This is a genomic window from Ignavibacteriales bacterium (genome assembly GCA_026390595.1).
Taxonomy (GTDB): Bacteria; Bacteroidota; Ignavibacteria; order UBA10030; family UBA10030; genus UBA9647.
Genome location: JAPLFQ010000027.1, coordinates 1 through 16,622, shown reverse-complemented (window position 1 = coordinate 16,622; position 16,622 = coordinate 1). Strand labels below are relative to the sequence as shown.

Annotated in this window: 17 protein-coding genes, 2 tRNA genes and 1 other RNA gene; all 20 read right to left on the bottom strand. The window is 52.1% G+C overall.

The annotated features are described in order from the left end of the window. Positions 1–69 precede the first annotated feature (69 nt). Positions 70–738, bottom strand: a complete 669-nt coding sequence (locus NTU47_15600) for an outer membrane beta-barrel protein (GenBank protein ID MCX6135231.1) — start codon at positions 736–738, stop codon at positions 70–72. Between the two features lie 42 nt (positions 739–780). Then, on the bottom strand, positions 781–1,974 hold the full coding sequence (locus tag NTU47_15595) for an aspartate aminotransferase family protein (GenBank protein MCX6135230.1): 1,194 nt from the start codon (positions 1,972–1,974) through the stop codon (positions 781–783). Next, positions 1,971–2,588: a dephospho-CoA kinase gene (coaE, locus tag NTU47_15590; protein MCX6135229.1), complete on the bottom strand. Its 618-nt coding sequence runs from the start codon at positions 2,586–2,588 to the stop codon at positions 1,971–1,973. The genes NTU47_15595 and coaE overlap by 4 nt, the downstream gene beginning before the upstream one ends. A gap of 50 nt (positions 2,589–2,638) precedes the next feature. Beyond that, on the bottom strand, positions 2,639–4,201 hold the full coding sequence (rny, locus tag NTU47_15585) for a ribonuclease Y (GenBank protein MCX6135228.1): 1,563 nt from the start codon (positions 4,199–4,201) through the stop codon (positions 2,639–2,641). Between the two features lie 31 nt (positions 4,202–4,232). Then, a non-coding RNA gene (gene ssrS / locus NTU47_15580) (6S RNA) lies at positions 4,233–4,472 on the bottom strand. 60 nt (positions 4,473–4,532) lie between these two features. Next, the gene (locus NTU47_15575) at positions 4,533–4,841 is read right to left on the bottom strand and encodes a cell division protein ZapA (GenBank protein MCX6135227.1); all 309 of its coding nucleotides are present in this window, start codon (positions 4,839–4,841) and stop codon (positions 4,533–4,535) included. 84 nt (positions 4,842–4,925) lie between these two features. Continuing rightward, a complete protein-coding gene (locus NTU47_15570; GenBank protein MCX6135226.1) occupies positions 4,926–5,267 on the bottom strand; it encodes a hypothetical protein in 342 nt (113 codons plus the stop codon). A gap of 42 nt (positions 5,268–5,309) precedes the next feature. Then, positions 5,310–7,733 (bottom strand): phenylalanine--tRNA ligase subunit beta, encoded by a 2,424-nt coding sequence (gene pheT, locus NTU47_15565; protein MCX6135225.1) that lies wholly within the window; start codon positions 7,731–7,733, stop codon positions 5,310–5,312. Positions 7,734–7,745: 12 nt separating this feature from the next. Further along, positions 7,746–8,756, bottom strand: a complete 1,011-nt coding sequence (gene pheS, locus NTU47_15560; protein ID MCX6135224.1) for a phenylalanine--tRNA ligase subunit alpha — start codon at positions 8,754–8,756, stop codon at positions 7,746–7,748. 131 nt (positions 8,757–8,887) lie between these two features. Continuing rightward, positions 8,888–9,235: a 50S ribosomal protein L20 gene (gene rplT, locus NTU47_15555; protein MCX6135223.1), complete on the bottom strand. Its 348-nt coding sequence runs from the start codon at positions 9,233–9,235 to the stop codon at positions 8,888–8,890. A gap of 19 nt (positions 9,236–9,254) precedes the next feature. Next, complete coding sequence (rpmI, locus tag NTU47_15550; protein ID MCX6135222.1) at positions 9,255–9,449, bottom strand: 50S ribosomal protein L35; 195 nt, start codon at positions 9,447–9,449, stop codon at positions 9,255–9,257. Positions 9,450–9,460: 11 nt separating this feature from the next. Continuing rightward, positions 9,461–10,018 carry a translation initiation factor IF-3 gene (infC, locus tag NTU47_15545; GenBank protein ID MCX6135221.1) on the bottom strand — a complete coding sequence of 186 codons (558 nt, stop codon included), beginning with the start codon at positions 10,016–10,018 and terminating at the stop codon, positions 9,461–9,463. Positions 10,019–10,029: 11 nt separating this feature from the next. Beyond that, entirely contained in the window at positions 10,030–11,970 is a 1,941-nt protein-coding gene (gene thrS / locus NTU47_15540) for a threonine--tRNA ligase (GenBank protein MCX6135220.1), read from the bottom strand. 107 nt (positions 11,971–12,077) lie between these two features. Then, positions 12,078–12,151, bottom strand: a tRNA-Val gene (locus NTU47_15535). 151 nt (positions 12,152–12,302) lie between these two features. Further along, entirely contained in the window at positions 12,303–13,271 is a 969-nt protein-coding gene (locus NTU47_15530; protein MCX6135219.1) for an aldo/keto reductase, read from the bottom strand. Positions 13,272–13,274: 3 nt separating this feature from the next. Next, on the bottom strand, positions 13,275–13,520 hold the full coding sequence (locus NTU47_15525) for a hypothetical protein (GenBank protein MCX6135218.1): 246 nt from the start codon (positions 13,518–13,520) through the stop codon (positions 13,275–13,277). Positions 13,521–13,748: 228 nt separating this feature from the next. Then, positions 13,749–13,967, bottom strand: a complete 219-nt coding sequence (locus tag NTU47_15520; protein ID MCX6135217.1) for a hypothetical protein — start codon at positions 13,965–13,967, stop codon at positions 13,749–13,751. Next, positions 13,943–14,028, bottom strand: a tRNA-Leu gene (locus tag NTU47_15515). Before NTU47_15515 ends, NTU47_15520 begins: the two co-directional genes overlap by 25 nt. 126 nt (positions 14,029–14,154) lie before the next feature. Beyond that, complete coding sequence (locus NTU47_15510; GenBank protein MCX6135216.1) at positions 14,155–14,688, bottom strand: ORF6N domain-containing protein; 534 nt, start codon at positions 14,686–14,688, stop codon at positions 14,155–14,157. Between the two features lie 537 nt (positions 14,689–15,225). Beyond that, complete coding sequence (gene serA / locus NTU47_15505) at positions 15,226–16,425, bottom strand: phosphoglycerate dehydrogenase (protein ID MCX6135215.1); 1,200 nt, start codon at positions 16,423–16,425, stop codon at positions 15,226–15,228. Between the last annotated feature and the right edge of the window lie 197 nt (positions 16,426–16,622).

Below are 16,622 nucleotides of genomic sequence, written 5' to 3'. Positions count from 1 at the left end.
GTTGTCACAATGAGGACTGACTGCCCGCCAACGACTCGACTTCAAAACCCCCTACGATCTGGGAAACCTCTATTTGCCGAGCGTAAACTGAAAACTGCCCAGGAACGATATCGAGTTCACCCGCCAATCAAGCTTGTCCACAATATCTGTAAATCCCCGGCTGTACACGAGATGCATGCTCACAGCGGTCTTTTTGTCGATCTGAAAAACATACCCCCCGCCGATCTTCCACTCGAAGCGAACTTTCATGTCCTCGATTCCTGTGTTTACAGTCTGGACAGCATAGCCATTAGAGAAACTGTAACCAGGAGTAAGAATTTGGGTTGTCGTTTCAGACTTCCCCTGTACGGGAAATCCAATACTCGGTCCGGTAACGAAATAGAATGGCCGGTTCGGGAGCGTGTATCTGAAAAGAGGCTCGATCGAAAGATAGGCAACCGTCACGGATGCGTCGGATGAATAGTCGATTACTCCGTCCGTCCCCGAGTACGTGATCTTCCCAATTCTGTTGTCGAACGATATCGTCGCGAGCAATCCAATGGACCCTGTGAAAGAGAGATTCGCCTGTCCGCCAATTATGACACCCACCCCAGTTGCCTTTCCCGGGAGTTCCGTTCCTGTATGCTCGTTATAGTTTCCCCCCACCGCGGGACCCACGGCAATTTGGAACTGTCCTGGTGCAAGTGAAGCTCCGGCAAGGCTAAGCGTCAGAATGCAAACGAACCATCTGATCTTCATCGAGTCCTTTCAAGTCGTTAGACAATTCACGAAAACCTGGATCTACTTCAGGATGCCGCTCAGGACATCTCCAAGTTCCTCGAGCATCGTATCGCAATGCTCTTGTGTCACAATGTAGGGGGGCAAGAAACGCAAGACCGTCTGATGTGTGCAATTGACCAGTATCCCCCGCTCTTGCAATTGATCGACGACAGGCTGGCCATCTTGCGTGAGATCGACTCCAAGCATGCATCCATGGCCTCGTACATCCTGTATGAACGCAGGAAATTTCGTCTTCAAGTCCAAGAAACGCTTCCTCAGATACTCACCCGTCTCTCCGGCTTTCTGCATAAGTCCTTTGTCAAGGACCTCATCGAGGACGGCGTTTCCGGCAGCGCATGCCACAGGGTTTCCGCCAAACGTGGTACCATGCATACCGTAGGAGAGCACATCGGCGACACGATCGTCGCCCAAAAACGCACCAAGAGGTAAACCGCCTCCGATCGCTTTAGCGATCACCACAATATCAGGACGAACGCCGAAGTGCTCGAACGCGAAAAATTTTCCCGTCCGCCCGATGCCCGACTGAATTTCATCGGCGATAATAAGAAAACCGAACTTCTGTCTCATTTCGTTCAACGCCGCCGCGAACTCCGGGCTGACTACAAATACTCCTCCCTCACCCTGGATGAACTCAAGAATCACACCCAGCGTCTTGTCATTGACCGCTTCCCGGAGTTGAGCCACGTCATTGTATCCGACATGCGATACATTTTGGAGGAACGGTTCATATCCCTCACGGTATTTCTGGCGTTCCGTGAGAGAGAGCGCTCCCATAGTCCGTCCGTGGAAGGAGTTTGTCAGGCCGATCAGTTCGGTCTTGCCGTTCGTCTTCCCCCATTTGCGTGCAACCTTGATGGCTCCTTCCACAGCTTCAGTTCCGCTGTTACCGAAGAATATGCGCTTGAATCCCGACGCCTTGATCACTCTCTCAGCAAGCTTTACCTGCGGTTCTTGAACGTAGTAGTTCGAGAGGTGGATGTACTTTTTGACCTGATCAATGATCGCCTTGTTGATACCAGAATGATTGTATCCGAGCGCATTAACGGCAAGACCGCCGAAGAAGTCGAGATATCGCTTTCCGTCTTTCGCGTAGAGATAAACACCTTCTCCCCGCTCGATGTCAAGCCCCAACCTTTTGTATGTGTGGAAGAAGTACTTGTCTTCCTTCTGAAACATGTTCAGCTCTTCGCTCATAAAGTCCCTGCGATGTTTTCCAGGATTGAAAGAAGAAATTCGACCGACACCTTTAGGTCATCGATCGATCCGTTGTTACGAACGACGTAATCCGCCTTGCGGAGCTTCGACTGTGTCGACTGTTGCGACCGAATCCGTTTCCGGACATCGACAGCGGTGAGCTTGTCGCGGCGAACGACCCGTCGAATCCGATCAGCCTCAGGAGCGTCAACAACAATCACATAGTCAAGGTGTTTGTCAAATCCTGCCTCGTAGATCAGTGCAGCCTCAACGATACCGAGCCGGACTCCTGCCTTCTCCAGCTTCACAAACCGCTTTCCGACTTCAGCTTCAACTCGTGGGTGTACAAGAGCATTGACCTTACCGTGTAGAGCTGGATTCGAGAAGATTGTTGACGCGACGTACTGGCGATTGAGCTCGCCGTTACTACGATAGGTGGAGGAACCAAGCAGCGTCAAGAGCGCCTTCCGCAACGTTGCGTTGCCGCTCATCAGTTCCTTTGCGATCTTATCAGCGGAGAGGACGGGGACGCCGAGGCGGGAGAACGTGGAACAGACAAGCGATTTCCCGCTTCCGATTCCACCGGTTACACCAATTCGGAGAATATGACCCAATAAAAATACCCCGGAAGAAGTGATACAACGAAGTGCAGCTATGAAAGCCGCTATTTCGCAAATGCGACGGAGCGGAATTCCCGAATGACAGTCACTTTGATCTGACCCGGGTATTCCATCTCCTGCTGGATCTTGTTGGCAATTTCGTGCGACAATTGGTCCGCCGCCGCATCATCGAGGAGGTCGTGATTGCAGATCACGCGAATCTCCCTGCCAGCTTGAATAGCATAAGTATTGACCACGCCATTGAACGATTTCGCCATCGATTCGAGCTTTTCCAGCCGCTTCACGTACCATTCTACTGATTCACGACGTGCACCGGGCCTCGCACCACTAATAGCATCGGCGGCCTGCACGAGCGCAGCAATCGCATGCTCCATCGGGATATCTTCGTGGTGGGAACCAACGGCATTGGAGACGATTGGATGCTCATTGTACTTCTTGCAGAGCTCGAATCCGAGAAGGGCATGAGGCCCCTCGACGCTGCGATCGATCGTCTTTCCGATGTCATGGAGCAATCCCCCCCTTTTTGCCAGGGTGGCATCAAGGTTCAGCTCAGCAGCCATGATGCCGCTCAGAAAGGACACTTCGATGCTGTGTTGAAGCAGGTTTTGGCCGTAGCTGGACCGGTACTTCATTCTTCCGACATGCTTCACGATCTCGGCATGTGCACCGTGCAACCCAACTTCGAGGAGTGCGTTCTCGCCAGTCCGGACTGTTTCCTCTTCCAACTCCTTCTTGACCTTCTCCACGACTTCTTCAATCCGCGCCGGATGGATGCGACCGTCAGCTATCAGCCGCTCCAAAGATACTCGCGCAACTTCTCGCCGAAACGGGTCAAACCCTGACAGGATAACGGCTTCAGGTGTGTCATCTACGATAACATCTACGCCGGTAGCAGCTTCAAAGGCACGGATGTTTCGCCCTTCTCGGCCAATGATCCGGCCCTTCATTTCGTCACTCTCGAGGTTGAGAACGCTGACTGTCGTTTCTACCGTGTGGTCCGCAGCTGTTCGCTGAATTGCCTGAACAATGAGCTTTTGCGCTTCCCGCTTGGCATCCTCTTTTGCCTTGTCGCGCAGTTCTTTCATCATTTGGGCAGATTCGGACTTCACGGTCTCAATCAAGTTGTCAGCCAGCTGTTTCTTGGCTTCCTCGCGGGTTATGCCTGAAATCCGCTCCAACCGCACGTTTTCTTCGCCAACGAGCCTGGTGAGCTCCTTGTCCTTCTCATCAAACCTTTTGCGCTTCTCTGAAAGTTCCTTTTCAAGGCCCTGCAATGACAATTCTTTTTTGCTCAGCAGGTCCAGTTTTCGATCAACGTTCTCTTCACGGGAAATGAGCTGTTTTTCGAAGGCCTGCATCTTGTTTCTCTTGGACTGAGCTTCGCTCTCGAACTCCTTTTTTCGCTTGTACCATTCGTCTTTCGCCTCAAGCAGTTTCTCCCGTTTGAGCGTATTCCCGTCTTTTTCCGCTTCTTCGATGATCCGTTTCGCGCGTTCTTCGGCGCTGCCGATCTTGCTCTGTCCCATCCTGATGTTCAGATACCAGCCGGCGTAGACCATCACACCGCACAACACAACAACCATCGGTACAAGGATGTAGATTTCCATAAAACTCCTCCGTCAACTCTCGCGCAAAAAAAACCGCACTCGTCGGCCGAAGATCAAGGTGTATTGAAAGAACCTCATTCAACACGGTGGGTGCCTGCCTAAGCATTTCACGCTTCCACTACCCGCTCGTCCCGACGAGGTCGGGAGTCATCGCATGGCATCTCCGCTTGCGGCGAAGAGGTGGCGTGCGCTCCACGCTTATGAGTCAAGCTCCCTATTAAAGTAACTGTCAGGTTCTTTAATAAGTTTTGATCACGGCTGACGGTGCGGAAACTCGTATCAAGTACCGACCGTCTTGATGTTGAGAAAGAACAAGCGAGAGAGATTCAGACTAATCACTCTTTGGTACGGTTGTATCAACCTCCAGGCAATTGTCGAGATAGTTCGACAGCTTGATGATCTCCGTCTCCAAATGTGTCAACGACTGCTGACTTCGTTCTCGTTCTTTCATCAGATCTTCGGTAATATTCAAAGCAGAAAGCACCGCAACAGTCAATGGCGGCTGCTCTGGAATCTTCTCATGAATTGTGGATATCATCGTATCCACATAGGCTGCGATCTTCTTGGTAAAATCCTCATTCTCACCGCGCAGAGGATACTCTGAACCGAAGATTTTGACCTTAATGCTCTTTCCGTTCATAGGCTCGCACGCACCGAGTGATAGATATCGAGTGAATTTCCCAAAGACCTAGCCATGGCCACGATCAAAACAAGAACACGAGGACTACAAGTGTGAATTGATTTTTCCGATGAGGTCCTTGATCCTTGCTTTCAGTGCCTCCTTTTCTTCTTTCGTGAGGATGTTCGATCCATTGGACTGCAATCGAAGCGCATCCTGACGCAAGCGTTCCAGTTCCCGTTCTTTCGCTGCAAGCTCCACTTTCAAACTCTGCTCGACAGCTTCGAGATCGTCCACTTTCCTCTGAAGCACGCCGTTCGTCTCTTTCAACTGGACGAGCACTTCAGAAACGAGACGTGCCTTCTCCCACAGAGCTTCGAGAGAAGTTTCAATCGTCTTGCTTTCTTTGCCACTTATGACTTCAGCTTCGAGGTGCTGATCTGGCAAAGCTGGTCTCCTCAAGGTTAACTGAAACACACAGGGCGCACGTTATATCGCACGCAATTTCGCGTTGCACGTTAATTCGACATGTTGAACGATCCGAGTGACTACGGCGTCAATTTCGCTATCGGTCAACGTGCGATCCATTGGCTGGAACTCCAGCGAGTATGCTAAGCTTTTACTTCCAGCCCCAACCTGATCTCCGACATACATATCAAACAAGACCAGATCCGTGAGCAGGGTTCCACCAGCCTCCCTGATGGACCAGGCCACAGTTCCATGTTGTGTGGCGGTGCTGACGACAAATGCCAAGTCACGATGCACCCCTGGAAACCGCGGCAACGGCTCAAGCTTTTTCTCGGTTACCCAACCCTTCTGCAACTCCGTCACACTGAGTTCACACACAAAGACGGAATCGTCAATATCAAATCCTTGTACAATTGACTTGCCAACCTTTCCGAGAAATCCGGCATAAGTACTATTGATTTCAACTGCTAGAGCACTTTCAATTAAAGCGCTTGCGCTATCATAAGAAATAAACCTGTATTTGTCAAGGCAAAACTTGGACAGCAGTGCCTGTACCTCTCCTTTTAGGTCAAAAAGGTCGGTGCTGCGATGCTCAGTTCCATATTGTGCAGGACCCGAATGACCACACAAAACCACAAGGATCCGCTCCTCCTCGAGGAAAGCATCCAGATTCTCACCAGCTTTCTCACCCCGCAAGCCGAAAACGTTACCGATTTCGAACATGCGAAGGTCTTTGCGGCCATGAGACCTGTTGTGCTGGACGACCGTCAACGCACCAGGGACGAGGCTCGTCCTCAGAACGGAAGCTTCAGCACTGACCGGATTAAGCACTTCTACGGCTCGGTCACCCATAAGATGGCCCTTTGTGCGATCCTGCAGACTGTAGGTCAGCATTTCATTGAAGCCCGCTCCGATGAGATAACTGCGGATTTCATCTTGCAGGAATTTCGTTCGCAGCGGCTTGCCGAAGTCCACCGTTGTCCGAGTTTTCGTCTCAATGTTGTCATATCCAAAGGCGCGGGCAATCTCCTCGATCAGATCGATTTCTTCCTCGATATCGTAGCGAAATGACGGGACCTGGAACTTGATAGTGTCTTTCGTCTTCCCGACCGGTTTCAGGTCTAATCGCTTCAAGTACGACACAATTTGTGCCTTTGAAAGCGATGTCCCCAGGATAGCGTTCGCCCGATCGACGCGCAGAGCAACAAAGGTCGGTCGCAACTTCTTGGGATAACAATCAATACCGCCCTTCAGAATCTCTGCGCCGGTTAATTCCTGCATCAGCTGCGCTGCCCGGTTGGCAGCAAACACTGTCATACCGATGTCAACTCCACGCTCGAATCGCTGCGAGGCGTCAGTAGACAAACCAAGATACTTCGATGTACGCCGCACGCTCCCCGGATCGAAGTTCGCACTCTCGATCAGAACAGTCGTCGTCTCATCACTGATCTCCGTGTTCGCTCCCCCCATCACGCCTGCAATCGCTACAGGTTTCTCTCGATCGCATATCATCAGGGTGTCGGACTTCAGCACGCGCTCCTTTCCATCGAGCGTCGTGAATGTATCACCTTCGCTTGCGCGCTTCACCACTATCGCATGCCCGGCCAGCCTGTCATAGTCGAACGCATGAAGAGGCTGCCCGGTTTCCATAAGCACATAGTTCGTGATATCGACGATATTGTTAATCGGCCGAATTCCGATCGACTCAAGCCGGTCCTGCATCCATTTCGGCGACGGACCCATTGTGACATTTCTGACGACTCTTGCCGAATATCGCCGGCAGCTCACGCTGTCTTGAATCTTGACCGTTGCGAGTTTCGTCGTCGGTGTCTTGCTTTCCCTGACAGTCACCTTCTTGAGCGCGGCCTTCTTGCCTGTGAGCATTTGGAGTTCCCGCGCCACACCAATGTGACTGAGCCAGTCCCCCCTGTTTGCGGTGACCTCCATATCGTAGATCACGTCAGTCAATCCCAGGAACTTCGCAAATGGAGTCCCGGGTTTCGCACTCTCTTTCAGGACGAGTATGCCGGTGGAGTCACCGCCCAGCCCCAGTTCGTACTCCGAACAAATCATCCCGGTTGATTGCACTCCGCGTATGTGTACCCGCTCCAGGGTGAATGGCTTACCGTCAGGATCATGCTGATTTCGAGGAATGACGGCCCCAACCAGACCAACGACGACTTTCTGCCCCGCAGCAACATTCGGAGCCCCGCAGACAACTTCAACCATCTCGGACCCAACGTCCACTTTGCAGAGTGACAGCCGATCTGCATTGGGGTGCTTTGATCGCTCCACGACTCCGCCGACTACGAACTTATCAAATCGAGCAGCAAGTTCCTCAAACCCTGCCACCTCGAGCCCTACCATCGAGAGTTTGTCTGCGACGGCAGCAGGCCTCAAGGAAAGACTCAAGCACTCTTTCAGCCAATCATGGGAGATCTTCATAATAAACCGTCATTAGAACTGTTGTAGGAATCGGATATCGTTTTCGTAAAACAGCCGGAGGTCATCCACACCGTATCGGAGGCACGCAATGCGTTCGATGCCCATACCAAACGCGAACCCGGTGTACTTCTCCGTATCGTATCCGACATTCTTCAGCACGTGGGGATGCACCATTCCAGAGCCGAGGCACTCCAGCCATCCTACAAACTTGCACATTCTGCATCCTTTTCCTTTGCACAGGAAACAGGAGATATACATATCCGCGCTTGGTTCCGTGAATGGGAAGAATGTAGGCCGAAACTTGAATTTCACATCGTTTCCGTAGAACTGATGCGCAAAGGCAACCAGCGTCCCCTTGAGATCGCTGAACGTGACTCCCGTATCAACGTGGAGCCCCTCGATCTGGTGAAAACTGACAAGACTACGGGCGCTCACCGCTTCGTTCCGATACACCCTGCCGGGCATGATTTCACGTACCGGCGGATTCTGTTTCTCCATGGTCCTGATCTGGACGGGGGATGTATGCGTCCTCAGCAGCACATCCTTCGAGATGAAGAACGTATCCTGCATGTCACGCGCAGGATGGTCAGCAGCGAAGTTCAGAGCTCCGAAATTGTAGTAATCTGTTTCGATTTCCGGTCCGGTCGCCACTGAAAACCCCATGCTTGCGAAGATGCTCTTGATCTCATCCATTGTCTGGGTGATAGGGTGTTTCGTCCCAATCGGCTTCGGCCGACCAGGCAGAGTCAGATCGATGCTGACGGCCTGACTGGCGACTGCCACACTCAGCGTTTTCTTTCTCTCGTCGAAAGCAGATTGCGCCGATCCCTTAAGCATGTTCAGAACTTTTCCGAGGGCTGGTTTGTCAGACGCGGGAACGCCTTTCATTTCTTCGAACAGAAGTGCAATCGTTCCGTTGCGCGACAGGTACTTCACGCGGATCTGCTCCAACGCAGCGTCGGTAGAAGCATTGGAGATCTCAGTCTCGAATGCGTTCCGGACTTCATTGATCTTTTCTGTCATATCATTGGCTCGTCAATAGGGTCACAGGCACCGGTGCCGCCACCCAAAAAAGACAAAATCTTCCTGCCAACCCGTCCCGGCTCTTCACTGGAAGAGTCGGGACCGTACTACGGTTGACACGAAGACTCAAATTATGCTGTTACAAACTTCACGACCTCAGCGAACGCCTGCGGATGGTTCACTGCCAGATCGGCAAGGACCTTTCGATTGATCGCCACGGATTTCTTATCCAGGCCGGCAATCAATCTGGAATACGTAGTCCCGTTGATACGGGCAGCAGCATTGATACGAGCGACCCAGAGGCTCCGATATTCGCGCTTCTTCGTTTTGCGATGGCGATACGCGTGCGTCAGGGCTTTCTCTACGTGGCCTTTTGCGATCGTGTAGACTTTACTTCGACCACCCCAGTAGCCCTTGGCTTTCTGCAGGATTTTCTTTCTGCGTCTGTGGGATGCGACTTTGTTCTGTGAACGCGGCATGAAACTTTCTCCTTCTAAATTATGCTAACAAAAACCGTCGCACTTTGTACGCTTCGGTCTCTGAAACCAAGCCGGGTTTGCGAAGATGGCGCTTACGTTTGGTTGATTTCGATGTGAGTATATGGCTCCGAAATGCTTTCCGCCGTTTGATCTTCCCGCTGCCCGTCACTTTGTACGATTTCAGCGCTCGCCGGCGGCTCTTCATCTTTGGCATGCTGTACTCCGTTATGTTGATTCTGTCGTTTGTTTACTGCCTTCGGCCTTCTTCTTCGTTTTGTCGGCCACATAGTATGCAATCATCTGACGTCCCTCCATTTTTGCAGGAGCGTCGATCTTTGCTATATCCGCGAGCTGCTCCGTGAAGCTATCGAGCATCGCCCGTCCCTGATCCTGATACGTAATCTCCCGGCCCTTGAATACCACCGTGGCCTTGACCTTGTGCCCCTCCTCGATGAAGCCCCGCGCATGACGGACTTTGAAATCGAAATCGTGTGTATCGGTGTTCGGATGAAAACGGATTTCTTTTACCAGGGTGACGTGCTGGTGTTTCTTCTGCAGCTTTTCCTTTTTCGCAAGCTCATACTTGTATTTCCCGAAATCCATGATCTTGCACACCGGCGGATCAGCTGTCGGGACGATTTCGATGAGATCGAGCGTTCTCGCCGCCGCAGCTGCGAGGGCTTCCTTTACCGTCAGAACACCAAGCTGTGCCCCCTCGTCGTCGATGACCCGTACTTGGGGTGCCCTGATTTCCGTATTGATTCGTGCGCGCTCTTGCTTAATGGGGGTGCCTCCTATACCGTGAGTGATTTGCGCTGAATGGCATCGAGAACCTTGGCGAGGAACGCCGAGCGCTCCACCGTCCCAAGATCACCTTTCGTATGCTGACGCACCGAAACAGTATTGCCTGTCTTCTCTTTTTCCCCGACGACGAGCATGAAGGGGATCTTCTTCATTTCGCAATCGCGGATCTTGTATCCGATTTTCTCATTCCTGTCGTCAAGCTCCACACGAACACCGGCACTCTTCAACTCGTCAAAGACCTGCTTGGCATACTCCAAGTACTGGTCTGTAATCGGGAGCACCGCGGCCTGCACAGGTGCCAGCCAGAGTGGAAACTCCCCGGCAAAGTGCTCGATAAGAACACCTATAAACCGTTCGAGAGAACCAAACGGCGCCCGATGAACGACCACCGGCCTATGCTTCTGACTATCCGCTCCGGTATATTCGAGGTTGAACCGCTCCGGCATGACATAATCGACCTGCACAGTGCCGAGCTGCCACGTTCGCCCAAGAACGTCCTTGACCATGAAATCGATCTTCGGTCCGTAGAACGCCGCTTCGCCGATCCCTATGTAGTAGTCGAGTTTCGCTTCGTCCGCCGCTTCCTTGATGTCTTTCTCGGCCTGGATCCACAGCGAGTCTTCACCGCCGTACTTCTCTTTGTTTTTTGGATCCCGGAACGACAACCTGGTCTTGAAATCGCTGAACCCGAGCGTCGTGAACACGAGCTGGATCAGTTCGATGACGGACACAACTTCAGCTTTCAATTGGTCCTGGCGCAGGAAAATATGCGAATCGTCCTGCGTGAAACAGCGCACACGGATCAGCCCATTCAATTCGCCGGACTGTTCATAGCGATAGCAAGTGCCAAATTCCGCGAGCCGTACTGGCAGATCGCGATAACTCCGCGGTTTGGCCGCGTAAATCTGGAAGTGATGCGGACAGTTCATCGGCTTCAGGAGATACTCTTCATCTTCCACCTTGATGGGCGTAAACTGACTGTCCTTGTAGTACGGATAATGTCCGCTTGTTTTGTACAGATTGATATTGCCGATATGCGGCGTAACGACCGGCTGATATCCGCGCTTCCGCTGCTCGGAGCGCATGAAACCCTCGAGCTCCTCGCGGATCACGGTCCCCTTCGGGAGCCAAAGCGGAAGACCGCCTCCGACTTTTGATGTAAGGAGAAACAATTCGAGTTCCTGGCCGAGCTTCCGATGATCACGGCGTTTCGCCTCCTCGAGGCGGTACAGGTGCTGATCCAGCTCCTGTTTCGTCGGGAAGGTGACTCCGTAGATACGCTGGAGCATCTTATTCTTTTCGCTCCCGCGCCAGTAGGCCCCGGCAACGCTCAGAAGTTTGATCGCCTTGACCCTTCCAGCCGACGGCAAGTGCGGGCCGTAGCAGAGATCGGTAAAGTTACCTGAGTGGTAGAACGTGATCGTCTGCCCCTTCAGCTCCTCGAGAAGCTCGATCTTGTACGGATCGTTCTTCTCCTTGAAGTATTTGGCCGCGTCATCCCACTTTCGCTCTTCGCGTATGAATGGTTCATCCTTTGCGACAAGCTCATACATCTTGTCTTCAATCTTCTGAAGATCATCTCCGGTCAGCGTATGCTCGCCGAGATCAAGATCGTAGTAGAAACCGATTTCGATCGGAGGACCAATACCGAATTTCGTCCCCGGGAACAGAGCCTCGATGGCCGCAGCCATCAAATGGGCGGAACTGTGCCAGAAGGCGTACTTGCCGCCATCGTCATTCCATTTAAGGATCTTCAGCGAAGCGTCGGTATCGATTTTTCGGCTGAGATCCCAAACCTCACCGTTGACTTCAACCGCCAAGGCTTCACGCGCCAGCCCCTTGCTGATTCCCTCAGCAATGTGACGACCGGTGATCCCTTGCTCAAACTGCTTCGTGCTTCCGTCTGGAAGAGTTATGGTAATTTGTGACATCGTTTCTAAGATAAAAAAATCGGAGAGTTGCTCCGATTATCCGCTTTCCTATGGTTTGTCAGATCTTCGCGGGACATTCCGTAGCCTCTGACCGAACTGATGGAGTGTGGGCTCTATAGGACTCGAACCTATGACCTCTACCATGTCAAGGTAGCGCTCTAACCAACTGAGCTAAGAGCCCAAATACCATATTCTTAGGCTTGCATCCTGACCAAGCTTGGAAATATTACTCAAAATTCGTCCTAAAATCAAGCGCCTTTTACAGTTCGGCGCAGAGAATTCGTAAAGAAATTCACTTGCGCAGGTTGCTCACTGTACCGGATGAATTCCCCTCAATGGTAGAAATCTCGCACCCAACGATGGCTTTTGAGCTCGGAAAGGAGTCCTGAGCTGAGGAGTCTGCCATCCGAGAAGCTGCTGTTTCTGACAACGTTTGTCGTTGATCGCATGCCGGGTATCACTGTGGAAACCGCGGGATGACTCAGCGTGAACCTCAACGCCAGTTCCGCGATGTTGTGAGCTTCGGAGCCCCCGACCTCCATCAGATTGGACACTCGTTCCATAATCTGCTGCTTTCGGTCTTCTTTGAAATAGTGGTTACGAAAATCGCCATCAGGGAAGACTGTATCAGCAGTGATGATACCTGACAACCCTCCTTCGTCCAAGGGTACCCTCACGATGATACCAATGTTCTTCTCCAGGCAGAATGGGAAGAGCTTGTCTTCGGGTGATTGATCGAAAAGGTTATAGATAATCTGAAACGTATCGACCTTTCCCGTTGCTGCGAGCCTGAGAGCATTTTCCGGTTGATGATCATTGATCGAGACCCCGAAGTGCCGAATTTTCCCTTCCTCCTTCAGCTTGCTGATTGCATCCTGCCACTCCGCCTCTTCGGTCCAGGTATCATCCCAGACATGAAACTGCTGGATGTCCACAAAATCGAGGTTCAGGTTCTTGAGACTCTGCTCGGTCTTTTTGATAATGTAATCGTGCGGGAACGTCTCGCTGAGCTTTACCCCCTTCTGTGCCGGCCACTGCCCATTCTTGGGCGGGACCTTCGTCGCCACATAGATCCTCTCTTTCCGTTCCTTCACAAGCCGCCTCACCAAGCCTTCGCTGTGTCCATCGCCATATACCAGTGCGGTATCGACGAAGTTGATGCCAAGGTCGATTGCTTTGTAGAGAGCACGCATGGACTCGTCGTCGGTCGCTCCCTGCCACATCGCGCCCCCTATGCCCCAAGCACCATAGCCGATCTCGGACACGTTGATTCCAGTCTTGCCAAATGGTCTGTAGTTCATGCATTACCCTTTCTTTTCGCCGCTCCCGGATGAGAGCTTTTTGAACAGCGCGTCGATATCCTGTTTTGTCTTCCTCACGACGTATCTTTTTTGAATGGCCTCGAGCTTCGCCGTTGCTAAGGCATCGAGTTCCTCGTCATCCTTGTCTCTTTTCGCGAACATTTCAAAGTCGTAGCGATCGGAGGAAGACATTTTGGGGAGATAGTCCCGAAGCTCCTGGATGAGCTTGTGTTGCTCGATGATTCGCATGTTTCTTTTTACCCTGATAGTAGGCTCTCCAGCCAAACCGGATGTGATGATCTGCCGATCCCTCGCGCTCCATTCGACAGTCTGAAATCCCTGATCACTATTCGATATGCGAAATGCTCAAGGCGGGAGCAAGTTCATGCCTTGCGTGGGCCACGGTGAATACCGAATGATGAGTGAAGAAGAAGCCAGGTGAAGTTCGAGCCGAGGGCGTGATACTTCGCCTCTCGCTTATGAGGTGCTCAGAAGTTCGCTCGGGATCTCCTGGTTCGTGCCGAGAATGGGATCCTTCGACTCCCCCTCGCTTCGCTCGGGGTCGCTCATGATTCCTCCACGGGTAATCTCTTGTGAAACCGATTGGCCGAGAGCGGGACTCTCCGCCATAGGCGGATCAGCCTTCAACCGAGAACCCGCCTTCTTGCTTGTGCCGAGAATGGGACTCGAACCCATACGCCCTTTGCAGGACACAGGATTTTAAGTCCTGTGCGTCTACCAATTCCGCCATCCCGGCATTATAAACAGTCTGGAGTTTGAACGTGATGGAAAGTTAACGAAGTTTGGGCGGGAAGGCAAGGCGAAGCTCATTCATACCCCTCATCCGGCTCGAAGAAACTCTAGCGGTTTGGCTCCGCATTTCCTAGAATCCAATTCGTCTGGCTGGCTTCTCGGGAGGCTTCATGAGCTCGCGGATCGCCTCGAAGATCCCGCGGATTTGTCTGTCGTGTGTCTCAAACCTTCGTTCAAGATCACCCAGTTTGATTGCGAGTTCTTTGTGAGCTGCCAGAATTTCGCGCAACCGGACAAAAGCGCGCATGATCGCTATGTTCACCTGAATTGCCCTCTTGCTCCTGAGCACGGATGATAGCATTGCAATCCCCTCCTCCGTGAACGCGGCCGGAGGATACTTCAGATGACGACCCTGTTTTAAGGTCACAAATTGTGACCTTAAACCCAGTACGTGCGCAGCGACCAATTTCGCTTCTGCAGACGTCAACGTGAACATGAAATCACCCGGGAAACGATTCTTATTGCGCCTGACAGCCTGCATGAGGACTTTTGGAGGAACTCCATACATTTGCGCGAGATCAGTGCTCAAGAGTACTCTCTGCCCCCGGATCACAAGAATGCGCTTGTCGATGGAGGTAACCGCTACGACCGTTCGCTTGGACATCGATGGCTCCTTGATCTGATGTAGAGGTCGGTGAAATGCACACCCGAACCTAAGGAGTCGAATTCTGGAATCAGGCACAACAAATTTGCATTGGCGATATGACTCACCAATCGGAGCAGATCGGGAATGGCTGGACACAGGCCATTTGACTTTTGTCCCCTCTTTCCAGATTCACAATACAATTGCGAATGAGGATGTACTCTCTCCTGACTCGGGCAACTTCTTGCCTTTCTGACTCGATGATTCAGAGTGCAGGCATGGTGAGACAGAGCTTGAGGCTTCGTCAGAATGGAGGTGGTAGCCTTGAACCAGGGGGCGGGGAACTTTTCATTCAGCCGGCCCTTGGCAGCGCGTCGAGGAACTTCGCCAATTCGTTGCGGATTTCAATCCGCCGGCTGGTTCACGATTGTGATCATCCCTGGCGTACAAGGAGATTCCTGACGAATGCTTTTATGAATTATCCTGACGTGTATTGGGGCGGGATCGACGTGGGGAGATGGGAATGGACACAGAACTTTCTCACAAAGGGCACTCAGATCACACAATCCTCACCTTGATCGTGTGATCGACACGAACCAGGTCATCAAACAATGAATCTTTGTATTCACTATCCACATCGGCGATCGCATAGCCGATAAGTTCGTTCGTGCGGAGATACTGTGAGAGCACATTGACATTGTTCTTTGCGAAGATTCCGTTTATCTGCGACAGGACACCCGGAACATTGCGATGCACATGCAGCAACCTGTGAGTATGCGGATCATCGGCCTTCGGCAGGTTGATACGCGGAAAATTCACACTCGTAAACGTGCTACCGGTTTGCAGGTAGTCAAGAAGCTTCTTCGATACAAAGTCGGCAATATTCTCCTGCGCCTCTTCTGTGCTTCCGCCGATATGCGGTGTCAGGAGGACATTGGGCAGTCCCTGCAATGGGGAGGAAAATGGCTCTTTGCCGTCTTTTGGCTCGTCGGGGAAAACATCGACTGCAGCTCCACCAACCTTGCCATTCTTCAGGTTGCGTGCCAGAGCTTCGATGTTCACGACATGGCCCCGGCTGAGGTTCAGCAGGATCACGCCGTCAGTCATCAATCGGAACTGATCCTCATCGATGAGGTTCTTGTTCGCAGGCGTGCCGTCTACATGAATCGTGATGATCTCTGCGACGTTCAGCAACTCTGAGAGACTTCCAACCTTCGTAGCATTCCCGATGGTCAGTCTGTCAACGATATCATGGTAGTAGACATCCATCCCGAGCGCTTCAGCCAGGGTTGAAACCTGTGAACCAATATTTCCGAACCCGAGGATCCCGAGTTTCTTACCTCGTACCTCCCGCGCATTGTCAGCTGATTTGTCCCATACTCCTTTATGGGCCTGGACCACCTTATCGTGAAGCCGGCGGATGAGAAAGACAATTTCGGCAATCACCAGTTCCGCGACACTCCGAGTGTTGCTGTAGGGTGCATTGAAAACAGGAATCCCTTGCAGAGAAGCCGCTTCAAGGTCGATCTGATTGGTTCCTATGCAATATGCCCCGATAGCCTGGAGATGTTTTGCTTTCTCCAGCACTCGCGCCGTGATCTGCGTGCGGGAGCGGATACCGAGAACCGAAACGCCCTCGAGTGCAGAAATAAGTTCGCTTTCATCCATGCTCTTCTTCTCGGAAACGACGACCATCCCGGAGGATTGCAGGGTTGAGATTGCTACAGGGTGAACGTTTTCCAGCAGTAGGGTCTTCATGGCAATTGGAGACGACGAGGAGACTTCAAGCATCAGAGCATTGCGTACAAAAAAAAGGCCCTCCTAATGAGAGCCAGTCATTCAACACAGGTCCGACCACGATTCACTGTTCAACTTGTTCTGCACCACTCTCTTCAAAGCTCTTGAGGCGCCGGGCGGATTCGAACCGCCGCATAAAGGTTTTGCAGACCTCTCCC

Bases quoted from the DNA above. Each gene is read 5' to 3' on its own strand.
- thrS (MCX6135220.1), bottom strand. From the start codon at position 11,970: ATGTCACAAATTACCATAACTCTTCCAGACGGAAGCACGAAGCAGTTT.
- NTU47_15510 (MCX6135216.1), bottom strand. From the start codon at position 14,688: ATGTCCAAGCGAACGGTCGTAGCGGTTACCTCCATCGACAAGCGCATT.
- rny (MCX6135228.1), bottom strand. From the start codon at position 4,201: ATGGAAATCTACATCCTTGTACCGATGGTTGTTGTGTTGTGCGGTGTG.
- NTU47_15525 (MCX6135218.1), bottom strand. From the start codon at position 13,520: ATGCGAATCATCGAGCAACACAAGCTCATCCAGGAGCTTCGGGACTAT.
- pheS (MCX6135224.1), bottom strand. From the start codon at position 8,756: ATGACAGAAAAGATCAATGAAGTCCGGAACGCATTCGAGACTGAGATC.
- NTU47_15520 (MCX6135217.1), bottom strand. From the start codon at position 13,967: ATGGGTTCGAGTCCCATTCTCGGCACAAGCAAGAAGGCGGGTTCTCGG.
- NTU47_15595 (MCX6135230.1), bottom strand. From the start codon at position 1,974: ATGAGCGAAGAGCTGAACATGTTTCAGAAGGAAGACAAGTACTTCTTC.
- rpmI (MCX6135222.1), bottom strand. From the start codon at position 9,449: ATGCCAAAGATGAAGAGCCGCCGGCGAGCGCTGAAATCGTACAAAGTG.
- serA (MCX6135215.1), bottom strand. From the start codon at position 16,425: ATGAAGACCCTACTGCTGGAAAACGTTCACCCTGTAGCAATCTCAACC.
- NTU47_15530 (MCX6135219.1), bottom strand. From the start codon at position 13,271: ATGAACTACAGACCATTTGGCAAGACTGGAATCAACGTGTCCGAGATC.
- pheT (MCX6135225.1), bottom strand. From the start codon at position 7,733: ATGAAGATCTCCCATGATTGGCTGAAAGAGTGCTTGAGTCTTTCCTTG.
- rplT (MCX6135223.1), bottom strand. From the start codon at position 9,235: ATGCCGCGTTCACAGAACAAAGTCGCATCCCACAGACGCAGAAAGAAA.
- NTU47_15600 (MCX6135231.1), bottom strand. From the start codon at position 738: ATGAAGATCAGATGGTTCGTTTGCATTCTGACGCTTAGCCTTGCCGGA.
- NTU47_15575 (MCX6135227.1), bottom strand. From the start codon at position 4,841: ATGAACGGAAAGAGCATTAAGGTCAAAATCTTCGGTTCAGAGTATCCT.